The 16,377-nt window shown below is 56.4% G+C and carries 14 protein-coding genes; 7 read left to right on the top strand and 7 right to left on the bottom strand.

Features of this window, described 5'->3' with window-relative positions; all coding sequences use genetic code 11:
• Nucleotides 1–81: 81 nt before the first annotated feature.
• The 5 genes from putP to ABD735_RS05310 all read left to right on the top strand — a co-directional run bounded on the left by putP (nt 82) and on the right by ABD735_RS05310 (nt 6,721).
• Nucleotides 82–1,566, top strand: coding sequence for a sodium/proline symporter PutP (gene putP, locus ABD735_RS05330; RefSeq protein WP_344804073.1), 1,485 nt, complete (start codon nt 82–84; stop codon nt 1,564–1,566).
• A gap of 244 nt (nt 1,567–1,810) precedes the next feature.
• A complete protein-coding gene (locus tag ABD735_RS05325) occupies nt 1,811–2,350 on the top strand; it encodes an ATP-dependent zinc protease family protein (RefSeq protein ID WP_344804071.1) in 540 nt (179 codons plus the stop codon).
• Entirely contained in the window at nt 2,343–3,869 is a 1,527-nt protein-coding gene (locus ABD735_RS05320; RefSeq protein WP_344804069.1) for an inactive transglutaminase family protein, read from the top strand. Before ABD735_RS05325 ends, ABD735_RS05320 begins: the two co-directional genes overlap by 8 nt.
• Entirely contained in the window at nt 3,866–4,816 is a 951-nt protein-coding gene (locus ABD735_RS05315; RefSeq protein WP_344804067.1) for an alpha-L-glutamate ligase-like protein, read from the top strand. Before ABD735_RS05320 ends, ABD735_RS05315 begins: the two co-directional genes overlap by 4 nt.
• Before the next feature lie 36 nt (nt 4,817–4,852).
• A complete protein-coding gene (locus ABD735_RS05310) occupies nt 4,853–6,721 on the top strand; it encodes a succinylglutamate desuccinylase/aspartoacylase domain-containing protein (protein WP_344804065.1) in 1,869 nt (622 codons plus the stop codon).
• A 6-nt stretch (nt 6,722–6,727) separates the two neighbouring features.
• On the opposite strand, the gene ABD735_RS05305 is transcribed toward ABD735_RS05310, so the two are convergent.
• The 4 genes from ABD735_RS05305 to ABD735_RS05290 are packed head-to-tail and all read right to left on the bottom strand — an operon-like array spanning nt 6,728 to nt 10,232.
• Nucleotides 6,728–7,423 (bottom strand): ABC-type transport auxiliary lipoprotein family protein, encoded by a 696-nt coding sequence (locus ABD735_RS05305; protein WP_344804063.1) that lies wholly within the window; start codon nt 7,421–7,423, stop codon nt 6,728–6,730.
• The gene (locus ABD735_RS05300) at nt 7,410–8,375 is read right to left on the bottom strand and encodes an MlaD family protein (protein ID WP_344804061.1); all 966 of its coding nucleotides are present in this window, start codon (nt 8,373–8,375) and stop codon (nt 7,410–7,412) included. The genes ABD735_RS05305 and ABD735_RS05300 overlap by 14 nt, the downstream gene beginning before the upstream one ends.
• Entirely contained in the window at nt 8,365–9,147 is a 783-nt protein-coding gene (locus ABD735_RS05295) for an ABC transporter ATP-binding protein (protein WP_344804059.1), read from the bottom strand. The genes ABD735_RS05300 and ABD735_RS05295 overlap by 11 nt, the downstream gene beginning before the upstream one ends.
• Nucleotides 9,144–10,232 (bottom strand): MlaE family ABC transporter permease, encoded by a 1,089-nt coding sequence (locus tag ABD735_RS05290; protein ID WP_344804057.1) that lies wholly within the window; start codon nt 10,230–10,232, stop codon nt 9,144–9,146. Before ABD735_RS05290 ends, ABD735_RS05295 begins: the two co-directional genes overlap by 4 nt.
• A gap of 290 nt (nt 10,233–10,522) precedes the next feature.
• Between ABD735_RS05290 and ABD735_RS05285 the strand changes: the two genes are divergently transcribed.
• Both ABD735_RS05285 and ABD735_RS05280 read left to right on the top strand, forming a co-directional pair.
• Complete coding sequence (locus tag ABD735_RS05285; RefSeq protein ID WP_344804055.1) at nt 10,523–11,185, top strand: hypothetical protein; 663 nt, start codon at nt 10,523–10,525, stop codon at nt 11,183–11,185.
• 105 nt (nt 11,186–11,290) lie between these two features.
• Nucleotides 11,291–12,547, top strand: a complete 1,257-nt coding sequence (locus ABD735_RS05280; protein WP_344804053.1) for a GGDEF domain-containing response regulator — start codon at nt 11,291–11,293, stop codon at nt 12,545–12,547.
• Between the two features lie 63 nt (nt 12,548–12,610).
• Here the strand turns inward: ABD735_RS05280 and ABD735_RS05275 are convergent, their stop codons facing one another.
• The 3 genes from ABD735_RS05275 to ABD735_RS05265 form a co-directional block, all read right to left on the bottom strand.
• A complete protein-coding gene (locus ABD735_RS05275) occupies nt 12,611–12,838 on the bottom strand; it encodes a hypothetical protein (protein ID WP_344804051.1) in 228 nt (75 codons plus the stop codon).
• Nucleotides 12,839–12,898: 60 nt separating this feature from the next.
• A complete protein-coding gene (locus ABD735_RS05270) occupies nt 12,899–15,352 on the bottom strand; it encodes an Ig-like domain-containing protein (RefSeq protein ID WP_425548576.1) in 2,454 nt (817 codons plus the stop codon).
• A gap of 333 nt (nt 15,353–15,685) precedes the next feature.
• The coding region (locus ABD735_RS05265; protein WP_344804047.1) for an Ig-like domain-containing protein at nt 15,686–16,377 on the bottom strand (692 nt) is incomplete at its 5' end.

Below are 16,377 nucleotides of genomic sequence, written 5' to 3'. Positions count from 1 at the left end.
AGGGGAACGACCAGACAGCTGTCCCTGGCAGGACGCCAGACCGATCAACCATAACAACGATAAGAAAACAGGAGTACGGTTATGATAGAAGACCAGTTTGCAGTTGGCATGACCTTCATGGTCTATCTGCTAGGAATGCTGGGGATAGGACTTTGGTCCTTCCTCCGAACGAAAAACCTGTCTGATTACATTCTCGGCGGCCGGAGCCTGGGCCCCTTTCCATCAGCCATCAGTGCGGGCGCATCCGACATGAGTGGCTGGTTGCTGCTTGGCCTGCCTGGCTACGCTTATGCGGCGGGGTATGAGGCCTTCTGGATTGCCATCGGTCTGCTCGTCGGCACATGGCTCAACTGGCTCATTGTCGCACGGCGTCTACGGGTGTATACACTGGCCGCCAATGACTCTCTGACCATTCCGGCCTTCCTTGAAAACCGCTTCGAAGATTACAGCCACGTGCTGCGCATCATCGCTGCGTTCTTCATACTGCTGTTCTTCCTGTTTTACACCAGCTCTGGTCTCGTAGCAGGCGGCAAGCTGTTCGAAACGGTGTTCGGCCTCGATTATACCTGGGCAGTGATTGCCGGTGCGCTCGCCATAGTCTCCTATACCCTGTTCGGTGGTTATCTGGCGGTATCCTGGACCGACCTGGTGCAGGGGCTGCTCATGGCTGCAGCGCTCGTGATTGTGCCGATCATGGCCATCAATTCAGAAGGTGGCTGGGGGGCAACCCAGGCGGCCATGAATGAAATGAATCCAGAATTGCTCGATGCCATGACCAGCTCGACGGGCGAGGCCCTGAGTGTCATCGGTATTGTATCGCTACTGGGTTGGGGGCTTGGCTATTTTGGTCAGCCTCACATTCTGGCGAGATTTGCTGGTATCCGCTCGGGCAAGGATATTCCCACTGCGCGCCGTATTGCCGTGTTCTGGACGGCGCTTTCACTATTCGGTTCGCTGGTCTGTGGTTTCGCAGCGGTCGTGTTCTTCGATGCGCCGCTGGATGATCCTGAAAAGGCCTTCATGCTGCTGATCAACGCGCTGTTCCATCCAGTAGTGGCCGGTATCCTGCTTGCAGCGATTCTGGCTGCCGTCATGAGTACGGCTGACTCCCAGCTACTGGTGTCGTCCTCTGCGCTGGCAGAAGACTTCTATCGAACACTGATGAAGACGGACGCCTCGCCGGAACAGCTGGTGATGGTTGGTCGCGGTGCAGTCGTAGGTCTGGCCATTCTGGCCACGATTCTGGCCATGGATCCGGACAGTGGCGTGCTGAGTCTGGTGAGCTATGCCTGGGCAGGCTTCGGTGCGGCCTTCGGACCGACGCTCATTCTGGCGCTGTACTGGAGGCGAATGAACAAGGCGGGTGCCATTGCAGGTGTTCTCGTGGGCGGCATTACAGTGGTCGTCTGGAAGCAGCTGACAGGTGGGATATTCGAACTCTACGAAATCGTCCCGGGCTTCATACTCGCTACCATTGCTATTGTCGCTGTTTCGCTGATGACCCGCGAGCCATCGGCAACGATACAGCGGCAGTTTGATGAGACTGTCGGCGCAGCCGCTGACTAGGCCAGTCTGATGCTGATTGTCGTGTGTTAACAGCAGGCTGCTGATCATTTGATCAGCGGCCTTTTTCCATTTATGGCCAGGGCGGGCAGAGTCGCTTGCTGAAATCAAGTTGTAGCAAACGGCCACAAAGCTTACTATTTGCACCCTTTATTCCGCCCTGGCGTGCCCGAACGGAACAGCGGCCCGCAGTCTTCCCGTTAGAAGGTGAAGCAAAGGCGGCGAATTCAATGCATTAGGATGAATCATGACGGTTTTGCCAAGAAATTCACGTATCCTGTTCGTTGGTCTGGCTCTTTTTTTCAGTGTTTTCGCCTCGTCCTTCAGTCATGCCGATAACGATCCTGGAAAGGTCATTGCCGGTTGGATTGAACGAGTAGCACTGCCTGACATCGACGGCGTGTTCAAAGCCAAGCTGGATAGTGGTGCCAAGACCTCATCCATTTATGCCGACGAGATTGAAGTGTTCGAGAAAGATGGCGATAAATGGGTCCGGTTTGAACTCGTACTCAAGGATGGCGATGGCAAAGAGCGACGCATCCGTATGGAAAGGGAGCGTTCACGCCGCGTCAAGATCAAGAATCACGACGGTGTTCATGATTCACGCGTAACGGTCGATATCGACATCTGCTTTGACGGTCGCAAGCGTACGACTGAATTCACACTCGCCGACCGGCGCGAATATCTCTACGCGATTCTGCTGGGCCGCCGTTTTCTCGAAGACGTCGCCGTAGTGGATTCAGACGAGACCTATCTCACCAGAGCAAGCTGCAAAACCGATGAATAGCTTTTCAGTCAAGATCTGGGCGCTGGTGCTGGCAACCATTGGCCTGGCCATCACTGCCCACAAGATTTTCAACGTTGGTTTGCCGCTCACGCCGCAGCAGGATACCGAGCTCTGGACCGTGCAGGCCCAGGCGAGTTTTACGGGCGACGGCGGACCTGCCAAATTCTCGCTTACGATTCCGAGCACCACGCCGAACTTCCTGCGGATGGACGAAGACTTCATCTCCAGTCGTTTCGGCCTGTCGGTCGACACAATCGATAGCAACCGGGTTGCACGCTGGGCAGTCAGACGCGCCAAGGGTACCCAGAATCTCTACTATCGTGTTCAGGTAGCGCGGGCGAACAACGAGGTCGAGTTCACCTCAAAGCCAGACTTCCCCGAAAAGCCGGAATATGTCGAGCCCTACAAGTCAGCCATTGAATCTATCCTGCGCACAGTGCGCGAGGAATCGGCTGATGTGGAGAGCTACGTCAGAGCGCTCCTCATCCTGTTGAATGCACCATCCCCTGGTGCGAATGTTGAACTTCTTCTAGGCCGCGCCGACGATCTCGATGAATGGACCTCGGAGATCATCTACATTCTCAAGGGTGTCAGAATTCCTGCGCGCAAGATCTGGGGCTTCACCGTCTCCGATAGCAATAACGATATGAAACTGACGCCGATGCTTCAGGTGCATAATGGCGAACGCTGGTTCACCTTCAACCCAAGAACCGGCCAGCAGGGTCTGCCGCCTGACCTCCTCGTCTGGATGGTCGGCGACCGGCCCGTCTACGATGCCTCGGGCGCCAAGGATGTCGAGCTGAGCTTTTCTGTGACCAAGACCTATGCGGAACTGATGAGCGTGGTTCGAAAGGGCGCAGAAGCATCGGACTCCCTTGTTGCAGAGTTTTCACTCTTTGCGCTGCCGGTTCAGGGGCAGAACGTCTACCGTCTGCTGTTGATGGTGCCGCTGGGTGCACTGTTCGTGGTTTTCCTGCGAACCTTCGTCGGGGTGCAGACCTTCGGTACTTTCATGCCGATACTCATCGCACTGGCCTTCCGCGAAACACAGCTGTTCTGGGGTATCCTGCTGTTCACTGGCATCGTGTCCATTGGCTTGATGATTCGCTTCTGGCTGGAGCGGATGATGTTGCTACTGATACCTCGTCTGGCGGCGATTCTGGTCATCGTCGTCATCCTCATGTTGCTGGTCAGTATGGCGACCAATCGGTTTGAACTGGATCGCTTGCTATCGATATCACTGTTCCCGATGGTTATCCTGGCGATGACAATCGAGCGGATGTCGATTACCTGGGAAGAAAATGGCGCAGGTGATGCCATCAAGATGGGGATCGGCTCTCTCATCGTCGCCTGTATAGGCTATCTCATCATGACCAATGAAAGCCTTATGTATGTGATGTTCGTGTTCCCTGAGCTTCTGCTCGTGATTCTCGGACTGTGTCTGTGGATGGGCCGTTACACCGGCTATCGTCTGACCGAACTGTTCCGCTTCAATGCGATGAGGCGCGGCGGCTCATGATGTCGTTCATGTCGCCCAAGGCGCTGCGTGAGATCGGCGTACTGGGCATGAACATGCGTAACGCGGACTTCATCATGAAGTACAACCCGCGGAACATGTACCCGCTGGTGGATGACAAACTGATCACCAAGAAGCTGGCGCTGGAGAAGGGCATCGCTGTACCGAAGCTGTATGGCGTTATTTCCTATCAGCATGAAGTGCACAAGCTCGAGGAGCTGATTCTCCAGCATCATACCGATCTGGTAATCAAGCCTGCCGAAGGCAGTGGTGGCAACGGCATCATGGTGCTGACCGGCAAGATCGGTAAGATGTACAGCAAGGCCAGCGGTGATCTGGTCAGTCTGTCCACTTTGCAGCACCATGTGTCCAATACACTCAGCGGCATGTATAGCCTTGGCGGCCTGCCAGACAGGGCCCTGTTCGAATATCGGGTGCAGTTTGATCCGTTCTTCGACAAGATCAGCTATCAGGGCGTGCCGGATATTCGCGTGATCGTGTTCCGTGGCGTACCGGTTGCGGCGATGATTCGTCTCCCGACCAGGGCGTCGGATGGAAAGGCCAACCTGCACCAGGGCGCTCTCGGGCTGGGTATCGACCTTGCGACTGGCGCTACGCTGGATGGTGTTTGCCAGAACCAGCGCGCAGATCACCATCCGGATACTGGCTACAAGACCAAAGGCATTGAAATCCCGAACTGGCCAGCAATACTTCGCTTGGCAGTCGAGTGTGCAGATATTGTGGGTCTGGGTTACCTGGGCGTCGACATCGTCATGGACAAGAACCTTGGGCCGCTCATGCTGGAACTGAATGCGAGGCCGGGGCTCAACGTTCAGATTGCCAATCAACGCGGCCTGGTACCGTCTCTGCGAAAGCTTGAAAAGATTCCTGTCCTACCTGTAAGTATCGAAGAACGGCTTGCACTGGCAGTATCAGTAGCTGATCACTAGACTGATACAAGCTATCTGATTATTCGGGACTTAATTTTGCAGGTTCGTTGTTTCCGTTCGCGTCCACGTAAAGGCGCGCTGGTCGTATTTCCAGCCATGCTGCTCTTTGCAGCGCCTATTGCTATCAACAGCAGGCTTGTGCTTGCCGAATCGGCGCTGGCGCCCGTTCAGACCTCCTCAGACGCCGTGCTCGCTGACGCCAATGCAGGGCAGGTCGCGCCCGTCGCCCCCAACGTCCAGCTCAGAGATGTCACGAGCATAGACACTGTGGTCGACACCGCTAACCCGTCGCCGGGGACAGGTGCTTCGACCGCAGGGCAGTCTGCTGAAACACCCGCTAAGGCAGAGCCTACGGTCAGCGAGGAGAACAGCCCCGCCGAGTCTCCCGCCACTGCGAGGGCTGAGAAAGCGCCCTCGCCAAAGCAGACAGCCCTCGACAATGACAGCTCGCCAGATGATAAGCCTGGCGCTGCAAAAACGTCAGAAGAAGCCACGCCTGAAGCGCCGACAACGGCTTCGACCGCAGACTCCGCAGTAAGACCAGCAAAGAAGCAGGAGACCGCGTCCTCTGGTGACGTGTCCCCACCTGAGGATGAAGCCCCTGCTCAGATGGATGACGCCATAGCGCAGTCGGACGATGCAGACGCAGAAGCCGAGGAGACGTCGCCGCCTGCCACCAGCAAGTCAGCAGATGCGGTAGCCAAGGGTTTCTCGGCAAAGCTGATCGGCGAAAGTGAGCCGGAACCCGATACTTCGCCAGAGAGTAATACTCCCGCGCCGTCCAGTAAGCCCCAGCCCCTGTCTGCTGAAGTGGAAGCGCCTGCTCGTCCCAAAGCGGTAGTCGGGGAGCCGGGATCTGCGGCGGAAAAGCCAGAGCAGGAAGTGGCTGCCGATCTGCGCTTGCTTGGTAGTGTAGTCAAGCCCGGCACTGCGGCCAGATTGAGTTGGTCACCCGACGTAACGATCTCCGGCCTCGACCAGCCAACGCCAGTGCTCGTGGTACATGGCGCCAAGCCTGGCCCGACACTGTGTCTGACCAGCGCGGTCCATGGTGATGAGCTCAATGGCATCGAGGTGGTGAGGGGCGTGATGTATGACCTCGACCCGGAAGAACTGAGCGGTACTGTGGTCGGTGTGCCCATCGTCAATCTGCAGGGCTTTCACCGGGGTTCGCGCTATCTGGTGGATCGACGTGATCTGAATCGTTTCTTCCCGGGCTATGCTTCAGGCAGTATGGCCTCGAGAATTGCGGCTTCGCTCTTCAATGACATCATCATGAATTGCAATATGCTGGTCGATCTCCATACCGGCAGCCTGCGGCGGGCGAATCTGCCCCAGCTTCGCGCGGATATGCGCAGCGAAAAAGTCGTCGAGTTCACCAAGGGCTTCGACAATATGATCGTCGTACACAGTCCTGGTAGCCCGGGAATGATGCGAAATGCAGCCGTAGAGCGGGGAATTGCCGCGGTAACACTTGAAATTGGCGAGTCGCTGCGTATTCAGCGCAAAGAGATCAAGGCCGGTATTCACAGTATCAACAGTCTGCTTGAAAAGCAGGACATGTATAAACGCCTGCTCATCTGGGGTGAGCCACGGCCGGTGTTCTACAACTCCACCTGGCTCAGGACCGATCGCGGCGGCATCCTTGAAAGTCACATTGAGCTTGGTGCCCGGGTCGAGAAAGGAGACAGTCTTGGCGTGGTGATCGATCCCATTACCAACAAGGGTACCGATATCATTTCTGATATTCGGGGACGCGTTATCGGTATGGCCGTGGACCAGGTGGTCATGCCGGGCTTCGCGACCTACCATATCGGTATAGAGTCGTCCGAGCGGGCGCTTGGGTTCCAGACAGTGATTCAGGGCCGTGCCAAAGATGCAGAGCCGCCAACTGTAGAAGAGTAGCGCCGGCTACTCGGCCTGCATGGCCTTCAGCAGCTTGGAGAATGCCTGCTGAGCTGCGGTGCTGAAGGCGAGGGCAATGGCCTTGTCTATTGTTTGCCCTTCGGTTCGCTTGATGTCTACCCTTTCGTTCAGCACCACACTCATTTCGTCCACCGGGGCCCCACGAGCTTTGCGCTCTGCTGATTCAGGCGACAGTCGTGCAGCCAGGCCGAACTGCACAGCTTTGGCCTGCCCATCTTCGGAAATAACATATAAATCGCGCAGATCGACCGTAAGGATTCTATCCGTTTTCGGTCCCCCGCGATGGTGGGTGACATAACGGAACTGACCGGATTGCTGCAGGAAATCAGTCAGACTCTTTTCAAGCATATCCGGTGCAGCTTCAACCCAGCGCAGATCGCTGATGGGGGCGATGGTCAGTTCGTCGCGAGCCAGTACCCGATCCGTATTCAGGCTCAGTCCAACGCTACCGACATGAACCATGATCGAGCTATTGGTCAGGGCATTAGTCGGGGTGCCCGCTTCGACGGCAGGCGTGGCCAGCAGGGTATACCGCCTGACGACTGGTGGTTCTGCATTCAGCAGGTTTGTGCAGGCATTCAGACCGCACGTCAAGGCGACCACGACGAGGACGCCAGCTCCAGAAGCCCCTGAATGTATCCGCGGAGACATCTGCAGCAGGCTGTGCTTATTCTTCATCATCAAAGGAAACACCGTATTCGCGCTGTTTGTAAACGAGCCGGGAAGGATTCTCTCTCAGCTCATCCGTGAATTCCCGAACCTTTTCCGAAGTCTGGATCATCTGATCCCTGATAATCTCCATGGACTGCCGACTATCTCCAATGAAACCACGAAAGGCGCTGGAATTGTCGGTCATCTGTTGGGAAATCAGCCCTGCGGTAGCCTGCATGCGGACGGCTGATTCACGAACTGCCGGCAAGGTCTTGTTATTCATATCGTCTGCCAGCGCTATATAGCGTGGCACCATATCCTGTACCTGCGAGTTGGTCACTCTGACCTCCTGGATAAGGTTTTCCAGTAAGCGAGAGACCTTGTCGAATTGCCCCGAGGTCTCTCTGAGCTGAGACAATGTTGCCTGTGTATCCTCGATAACCTGATCCGAGAGTAGTCGTTCGATACGCTCGAAGGTTTCGCCAATATTTTCTGCGATATCTGGAAGCTGATCGGTCAACTGTCCCAGGGACGAAGCCTTGCCGGGTATGACGCCCTCGAAGCTGGCATCGCTGTCACTGCCGACACGTCGCGACTGCAGTTCTATGGTGGCTCGACCGGTGAGACCATTCGTTTGCAACCGGGCGACAGTGCCTGCGGTGACATCCACACGCTTTTGCACGGCGATCTCGACAATGACGCCAGTGTCATTCGCGCCGTCTGCGTTGGCCGTTCGTGCCGTAGCATCGATATCACCCAGACGCCCTATCGAAAATGCTGTTACGGAGCCGACTGGCACCCCCAGAAAACGAACGCTACTGCCTTTGCTGAGGCCGCTGATACTTTCGGAAAAGAATATCTTGTAGCGGACCGCATCCTCGTTTTCGCCTGAATTGGCCGACCAGATGACAAACACCACGGACAGTGCGATCGAAACGACCAGCAGAAGGCCGATGAGAACATATCGTGCTTCACGCTCCATGTACTGAATGAGCCTCCGAACCCTGACTGTGAAGGCGACCGCGACGGCCCCCGAAGTACCGCTGTATCCACGGATGGTCGTTATTGACTATTTCATCTGGCGTCGCTGCTCTGATTTTCTTGTCGACCAGTACCGCGATTCTGTCGCAGGTATTGAACAGTGAATCGAGATCGTGCGAAATCATCACGACCGTGAGGTCCAGATGTTGCTTGAGGTAGAGAATGAGTTCATCGAATTCTTCAGCGGCAATGGGATCAAGACCAGAGGTCGGTTCGTCTAGGAAGATGACGCGCGGGTCGGTGACCAACGCACGCGCCAGCGCAGCACGCTTGACCATTCCCCCCGACAGCTGCGAAGGGTACTTGAATTGCGCGCTCAGTGGCAGACCCACCATGCGCATACGCAGCAGGGCCAGCTCCTTGACCGTACGGGCGCTCATTTTCGTGTGCTCGATGAGCGGCGTGACGATATTCTCGAGCACAGTGAGATTACTGAACAGGGCGCCGCTCTGGAACAGCACGCCCCAGCTGGTCGGACAACGCTCGGCATCACCCAGGCTTCTCGACTTGATATCGTAGAATTCGATGCTGCCGCTGCTGGGTTTCTGCAGCCCCAGAATACTGTTGAGCAGGACGGTCTTGCCAGTGCCTGAACCACCGACAATGCCCACAATTTCGCCAGCAAAGATTTCGAAATCAAGCTGCTCGTGCACAGTCTGGTTGCCAAAGCGGTTGACCAGATTGCTGACCTTGATGATGGGGCGCTGATTCATATGCCTAGCTCGGTGGTCATGATCGAAAATACGGCATCCGCAGCGATGACAGCAAAGATGGCCTGCACCACGGCTTGCGTGGTATTGCTTCCTACCTCTGCAGCGGAGTGTTCGACCAGCAGGCCCTGACGAACGCCTATCACCGCGATGAGGAAGGCAAATACAGGTGCCTTGGCCATTCCCACCATGAAATGCGTCAGGGTGGTCGCCGCCTGCAGACGCTCCATGAACAGGCTGAAAGGTATGTCCAGGCTCAGTATGCAGACCACCGCTGCGCCCGTAAAGCCAACCAGAACGGCCAGCAGGGTAAGCATCGGCAGTGTTATCAGCAATGCAGTAATTCTCGGAACGGCCAGCGCACTCATTGGATTGATACCGAGCGTCTGCATGGCGGCGATTTCCTGGTTCAGTTTCATCACGCCAATCTCGGCGGCAAATGCACTTCCGCTGCGGCCAGCAACCATGATGGCCGTCAGGAGAACGCCCATTTCGCGCAGGATGGAAATGGCCACGAGATCAATAGTGAAGATCTCTGCACCAAAGCGGCTCAACTGTGCTGTGCCCTGATAGGCCAGAACGATACTGATCAGAAAGGCCATCAGCGCAACGACTGGCATTGCCCTCAGCCCGGTATGCTCGATGTGGTGTACCAGCGAAGCGAAGCGAAGGCGTTTCGGGGAGGGGATAACCGCAGCCATAGCCAATGTGGAGCGACCCAGAAAGGTCAGGGAATCCACCACACTGTGCCCGATGCCTGCCAAAAAGGCTGTCGACTGTTCCAGCGTATTAGGCGGCCGCTCGGGCTTTACATCGGCATCCTGTACGTCTTGCATCAGTTCGGAGACGAAATTGAGGCGATCGCCCTCGATGGTCTCGACATCGACTTCACAGTCACGAGCTTTGAGGAACTCTATCGATTGGTACAGAATCAGTGTCCCGGATATATCGAGTGCATCGACGTCGCTGGTATGGATATAGCAACGAGCCGGAATACGCTGGGATGAGATCTGTTGCCAAAAGCGATTGATAGCCAACTCGAGTCTGGCTATATGCAGTGTCGTCCAACTGCCCTGCAGCGAAATCACCAGCGTTTCAGCGCCGAAGCGACTGTCTTCTGCGGCGGTCTCAATCGTGAGGAATTCGCTGAAATCTGCCGGATTGCGCGCCCATCGCAGAGCTAAAGCGCGAGTATTGTTTTTAGGAAGAACGCTAATGAGACCACCTGTGTGTAACGCCGCGCCGGAAACTTCTGGTTAATCGGCCGCACCTTACTTTATTGTAGAGGAATTGTAGACAGACAGGGGGGGTCCTGTCTCCGGATAAATAGAGTCGAGACCCCGATTTGGGACTACCTACTCATGTTCAGAGGAGAATCATGGCCGAGCCTGCGCCTTCACAGGCCCCACACCAGTCAGGTCGCGTACACGAGAAGCCGCCCACTAGTGCTCTGCAGATCTTTATGGCCGTTTTCCTTGGCGTGCTCTTGGCATTACTCATCGCTGGCTGGCTCGGGTACAACTACGTGTTTTCCACAGATATTGAGCCCGTTGAGCTGAACAGCGCTGAGGAACAGGCCCTCGAGCAGAAAATTGAACAGATCGTGCGTGCCGAGCCCCAGCCGTACAGCGAAGACGACGCCAAGCGCGAGCTGAGCTTCAGCGAGCGCGAACTGAATGCTTTGCTCGCCCGGGAAACAGACATGGCCCAGCAACTGGCCATTGATCTATCTGATGATGCCGCCAGTGCCACGTTTCTGGTGCCGCTCCCACCGGATTTTCCAATTATGGCCGGCAAGACTGTACGACTCGATGCCGGACTCGAGATCATTCAGCTCGAGGATTCAAGCATACGAATCGCGCTCAAGGGCGTAAGCGTAGGCGGCGTGCCCCTGCCGGACGCCTGGCTTGGCAATCTCAAGAATGTCGACCTCGTATCGGCCTCGGAGCAAGGCGGCTCCGGTTTCTGGAAGCAGGTGGCTGCCGGCGTGGACACGATCAGAATCCGGGATGGTGAAGTTCAGCTGAAATTGCGTCCGTAGAGGCTCGGGCGCCCCTGGCGGGACGCCTGAACCGGGCAGGTCTGTGGCCGCCGTCTATACTGTTAGACCATTCATCTCTAACAGGCCAGGGAGTTGCCTCCTGCCATGACCCAGAACATTAAATTGCTCGTTGTCGAAGACAGTGTCATGACGACCAAGATCATTCGGCATCTTTGCCTGAAAGCGGGTGACATCGACGCCAGGTTCGCTTCCAGTATGGCTGAAGCCGTGTCCATACTGGAGGCCGAACGCGACGAATTCTTCGCGGCACTGGTCGACCTCAATTTGCCTGACGCCCCGAACGGCGAGGTGGTTGACCTCTGTCTGTCGAAAAAGATACCGACCATCGTACTCACTGGTACGTTTAGCGAAGAGCGGCGTGAAAGCCTGCTGTCTACGGGTATCGTCGACTATGTGATCAAGGAGGGACGTTACTCCTACAATTATGCCGTCCGGTTGGTGAAGCGCCTCAAGGCCAACGAAGGCATCAAGGTCATGGTGGCAGACGATTCGAAAACAGCGCGGCACTATCTGCGTGATCTTCTGGAGCGTCACCGTTACCAGGTGATTGAGGCTGACAATGGGGCAGAGGCGATTCGCCAGTTGCTGCTCAACAGCGATACCCGGATTCTCATCGCCGACTACAACATGCCCCAGATCGACGGCTTCCAGCTGACGCAGCTCCTTCGTGACAAATACGAAAAGACCGACCTGGTGATTCTCGGCCTCTCCGGTGAAGGGCAGAGCAGTCTGTCTGCGAAATTCATCAAGAACGGCGCCAATGACTTTCTTCGCAAACCGTTCAATCAGGAAGAATTCTATTGCCGGATGATGAACTGCGTCGAGACGCTGGAGCTGGTGGAACAACTCAGGGACAGCCTGCGGCGCGATCCGGCGACCGGCTTATGGAACGCCGCCCATTTCAGGGAGCTTGCCAACGAGCTGGTCGAACAGAACGAGGCTGCCGAGCACCCCAGACCGCTGTCGCTCGCGGTGTTCGAGATCGATGACTTCGACAGAATCAACGCTGACTATGGTCGCGAGGTGGCTGATCGCGTGCTGAGGACTGTCGGAGAGCTAGTGGGCGAGGCACTGTCACGTTTTCAGGTCTGTCGCCAGATGGGGCCAACCTTTGCAGCGGCGTTACCTGGTATCGACGCAGCCCGATGCGCGACGCTGTTCGACGGTATTATTGCCCGCTTGAACGATTGCGATATTGAGCTTGAGGGCCAGACACTGGAAGTGGCTCTGAGCGGTGGCGTGTGCGACGCCAGAGGGCTAGCGTTGGACTCGATGCTCGAGCAGGCAGAAGAAAAGCTTGAAAGCGCACGGGCCGAGGGTGGCAACTATATGGCGGCCTGATGGCGGCCTGATGGTGGCCTGGTAAACTTGCCTGCCAGAGCAAATCTGGCGGGCGATTGGTGATTATTTCGGCTTTCGATAAATGGCGTAAAGAACCAGGCCCGCAACGCCCAATAGCATGACAATCCAGCCAGCTGAGTTGAGATACTGTTCGCTTAAGCCATCTGTATTCAGGATGACCACTAGCCCGATAATGATCTCGCAGATCGAAACGATTGCGATAACGACCAGACTTTTCTTTGGCTCCCTTTTAATTTCCGCTTCTGCGGTATCAATCGGCGTTTTATCCATTCTGACCTCCTCTCGAGTCTTGTTAAAGACTACGAGAGGACTTGTTAGAAAGGTCAGGGTTTAGCGCTTAGCGACCAAAGATCTTTCCAAGCAGACCACCGAAGATACCGTCATTATCGTCGTCGTCGTNTCGTCGTCGTCGTCGTCGTCGTCATCATCGTCGTCATCTCCATCATCACCGCCCACAGGGGGGCTAACTGGCCCTGGGTCTGGAACAGAGATCGGGGGAGGCTCTGGCGTCGGCGCTGAAACATTAATCGACACTGTGCCTTCCACGCTTGCATTGGTGCTGGATCTCACGCGAATCGTAGTCTGCCCCGCACTGACGGCGGTGACGACACCTGAATTATTGACGGAAGCAATCCCCGGATTGTCACTGGACCAGGTGAGGGTGCCGGTATCCGCTCCTAGAGGCGTAGCCACGGCGCTAAGCTGTATCGCTCCACCGCCAACGGTAAGGGGAGCTGCGCCCTCAATTGCCAATGTGCTCACTGCCGGTGGTATTACCGTGATGGCTATGGACGAAGAAATCGCTCCGGAAGTGGCAGTGATGATGGCCTGCCCGGTCTGGATGGCGTTAATCACTCCACCTGAAACGCTCACGATTTCAGGTGCGCTCGAACTCCAGAACACGGGCCCAAGAACAGCCTGGCTTGGTGAAGGTTGAGCGGTAAGCGTACTTGTCGTGCCTCGGGCTAATCTATCAGTTCCCGAAATGATGATGCCAGCAAGTGAAGGTGCCACTACCTGAATATCGGTGAACTGACTGACACTGCCGCTACTAACTGTAATCCTCGTTCGACCCAGTGCATTCGCAGTCAGCAGGCCGTTGGCGTCTACCGAAATAATCGATGGATCGGCAGAGCTCCAGTTTACTCCGCCCACCACTGCGGCCGGAGGATTGGGCGCAACTGTCGCAGTCGACGCTTCCCCAAGGCTCATCTGCGTCGGCGCGGTGATGACCAGGCCGGTCAGAGGTGGAGGGGTCACCTGGATGCTGATATTTGCCGAGAACTCGCCGACCACCGCAGTGATGACTACCTCGCCGACCGAAACACCAGTCACAAGACCGCTCGGGTCGACAGTGGCGAGCGCCGGGTTGCTGCTGCTCCACTGAACCGCCGTGCCAAACAGCGCATCAAATGGCCGTGCAGCGACGTTGAGCCGAATGTTCGAGCCCTGGGGAACTTCTTCGGCCCCTGAAATCGCTATACCTTCCAGATTGGGGGCGATGACCTCAATAGGCACGCTTTGGCTTATGGGGCCGGCTGAAACGGTCAGGGTGGCTGGACCTACGCTCGAAGCAGTCAGCACGCCTGTGGGACCGACTGCGATGACACTTTCGTCGCTCGATGACCAGATGACGTCGCCTCTGATAGCCGTTGCAGGTATCGGCGCAACGACGGCTGTGGCGGTTTCACCACGAACGATTGTTGCCGGCGCCACGATTTCGAGCCCGGTCAGAGGCGGCGGTATCACGCCATTATCGTTTCTGACAGCTATATCGATCGATGCGGATATACCAGGGTTGCTCGCGCTCGTGGCTCTGACAATGGCGGTACCTGGACTCACCGCGGTCACGACACCGTTGGCGTCCACAGACACGATTTCGGGAATGCTTGACTCCCAGACGAGCGAGTTGTCTGCAGAGGTCCTTGGAAAGACAGCTGCATTGATAGTGCGAGTTTCACCAACGGCGAGTTCTGCTGGATCAACCAGGAACTCGATGCGTCCAATCTCGAGGACTGACGCGCCTGCACCGGTAGCCTGGGCAACGGCCAACAGGGACTGGCTTGGAATATTTTGCAGCAATACGGCGTTTCGGGCCCCCAATTGACCAAGCGCTGCATCCAGAATCCCGTCTGTGCTATTGAGCGCCCCGTCTTCCAGGTCATCAGAAAACGCGTCAAGAACATCTGACAATGTCTGGCCAAGATCACCACTCAAGACCAGCTGGCTGATGCCGGCGAGCAAAATGCCATAACGATCTGCCTGGCTCAACTGCTCGGCAGCTATACGGTTTGACAGGAGGTTGGTGGGTGTGACGCGAAGAATATCACTGACACCAAAAGCGGTGGATATGTCGTTGTTCGCATTGGAAATGGTAGCGCCGTCAGCGATACCGCCCTGTCTTTTCAATCGGGCGGCAGCCAGTGTCGTCAGCGGAGTAACGTTAGCAGTCGTGGACCCAACCGAGTCCTCAATGATTGCGTAGGCCTCTAGTGTGGCAGTCAAAGCCGTATCGGCATTGTTGGCCTCATCGATGTAGGCCCCGCCGTTGACTTCAATTCGAATAGGACCACGATAATTCGTGACATTCCGAACCGAATATTGCCCTTGTGAATCAGTCACTGTCTCCGGACCAACAGGGTCGAGGGTGTCGCCTTTGAAAACGAAAACCACAGAGCCACTGACAGGTCCCTTGACCACTACGCCAGACACTGCTGGCGGCCCACTGCCACCGCCGCCGCCGCTTTCGCCGCCGCAGGCGATCAGCAGCAGTGCCGCCGCCATCATGCTGGTCCAGCGGACGAAGGGCCCTGCAGGCCCCGAAGATCGTACTGACTTAAAAAATCCGAGCATAGCGTTCTTCAATCCAATAATTTAGAGACAGATTCGGGTTTGACCACGTGACTAGGGCGGACGAATGTTACCATACGATACTGCTTGTAGCCTTTTGTGAACACTCCGTTGTTATGCCTAGAGCGGATGTGCGACCTATTCGAGGTGCGCAGCCGGGCTTGCGTACCAATACGTTTTTTAGATGGACATCAGACCTGTTGCGTCATTCAGTGTGGGGCAAGATCTGACCTGGCGGCTGGAGATAAATCCGAGGATGCCGCCACTCTATTCTTCTTGCGTATTGCCGCTACTATCATCACCTTCCAGAGGCGTTTCAGTGTCGGGGTCCAGCTCGGCCATCGGTGGTTGGACAGATACCAGGATTTGGGCGGCCGGAACACCGTCACTGGAGACACTGATCTGAACGTCTCCGATCAAGAGGGCTTGCACGACACCAGCAGCATTCACCGTGGCAATCGTGGTGTCCGAACTCGCCCATACCACGGCCCCAATGGGCGCATCTGCAGGTACGGGTGCTACATCCAAATCAAGGCTGCCACCTGCTTCCAGCGTGGCTGGCGAGGGGCCTGTGATTGTCAGGCCAGTAAGCGCTGGCGGCGGAGGTGGTGGCGGGGGAGCCGGCGCATTGACCGTCACGGGGACCACGCCTTCAATACTGGCGTTCGTGCTGGATTTCACGCGTATGGAGGTCTGACCGGCACTAGTGCCAACCACTAGACCATCGCCGTTGACCGAAGCAATGGCCGGGTTATCACTCAACCAGTCCACAGTTCCAAGGGGCGCATCTGCAGGTACGGGTGCAACATTCAGATCGAGGCTATCGCCGGCTTCCAGGGTGACTGACGACGGTCCGGAGATCGAGAGGCCAGTGAGCGCTGGCGGAGGCGGTGGCGGTGGCGCATTGACAGTCACGGTGACTACGTCTTCGACGCCGGGGTTCGTACTGGACTTCACGC

Source organism: Allohahella marinimesophila (assembly GCF_039538005.1).
In the GTDB taxonomy this organism is placed as follows: Bacteria; Pseudomonadota; Gammaproteobacteria; order Pseudomonadales; family Oleiphilaceae; genus Allohahella; species Allohahella marinimesophila.
This window is presented reverse-complemented; position numbering and strand designations above follow the sequence as displayed.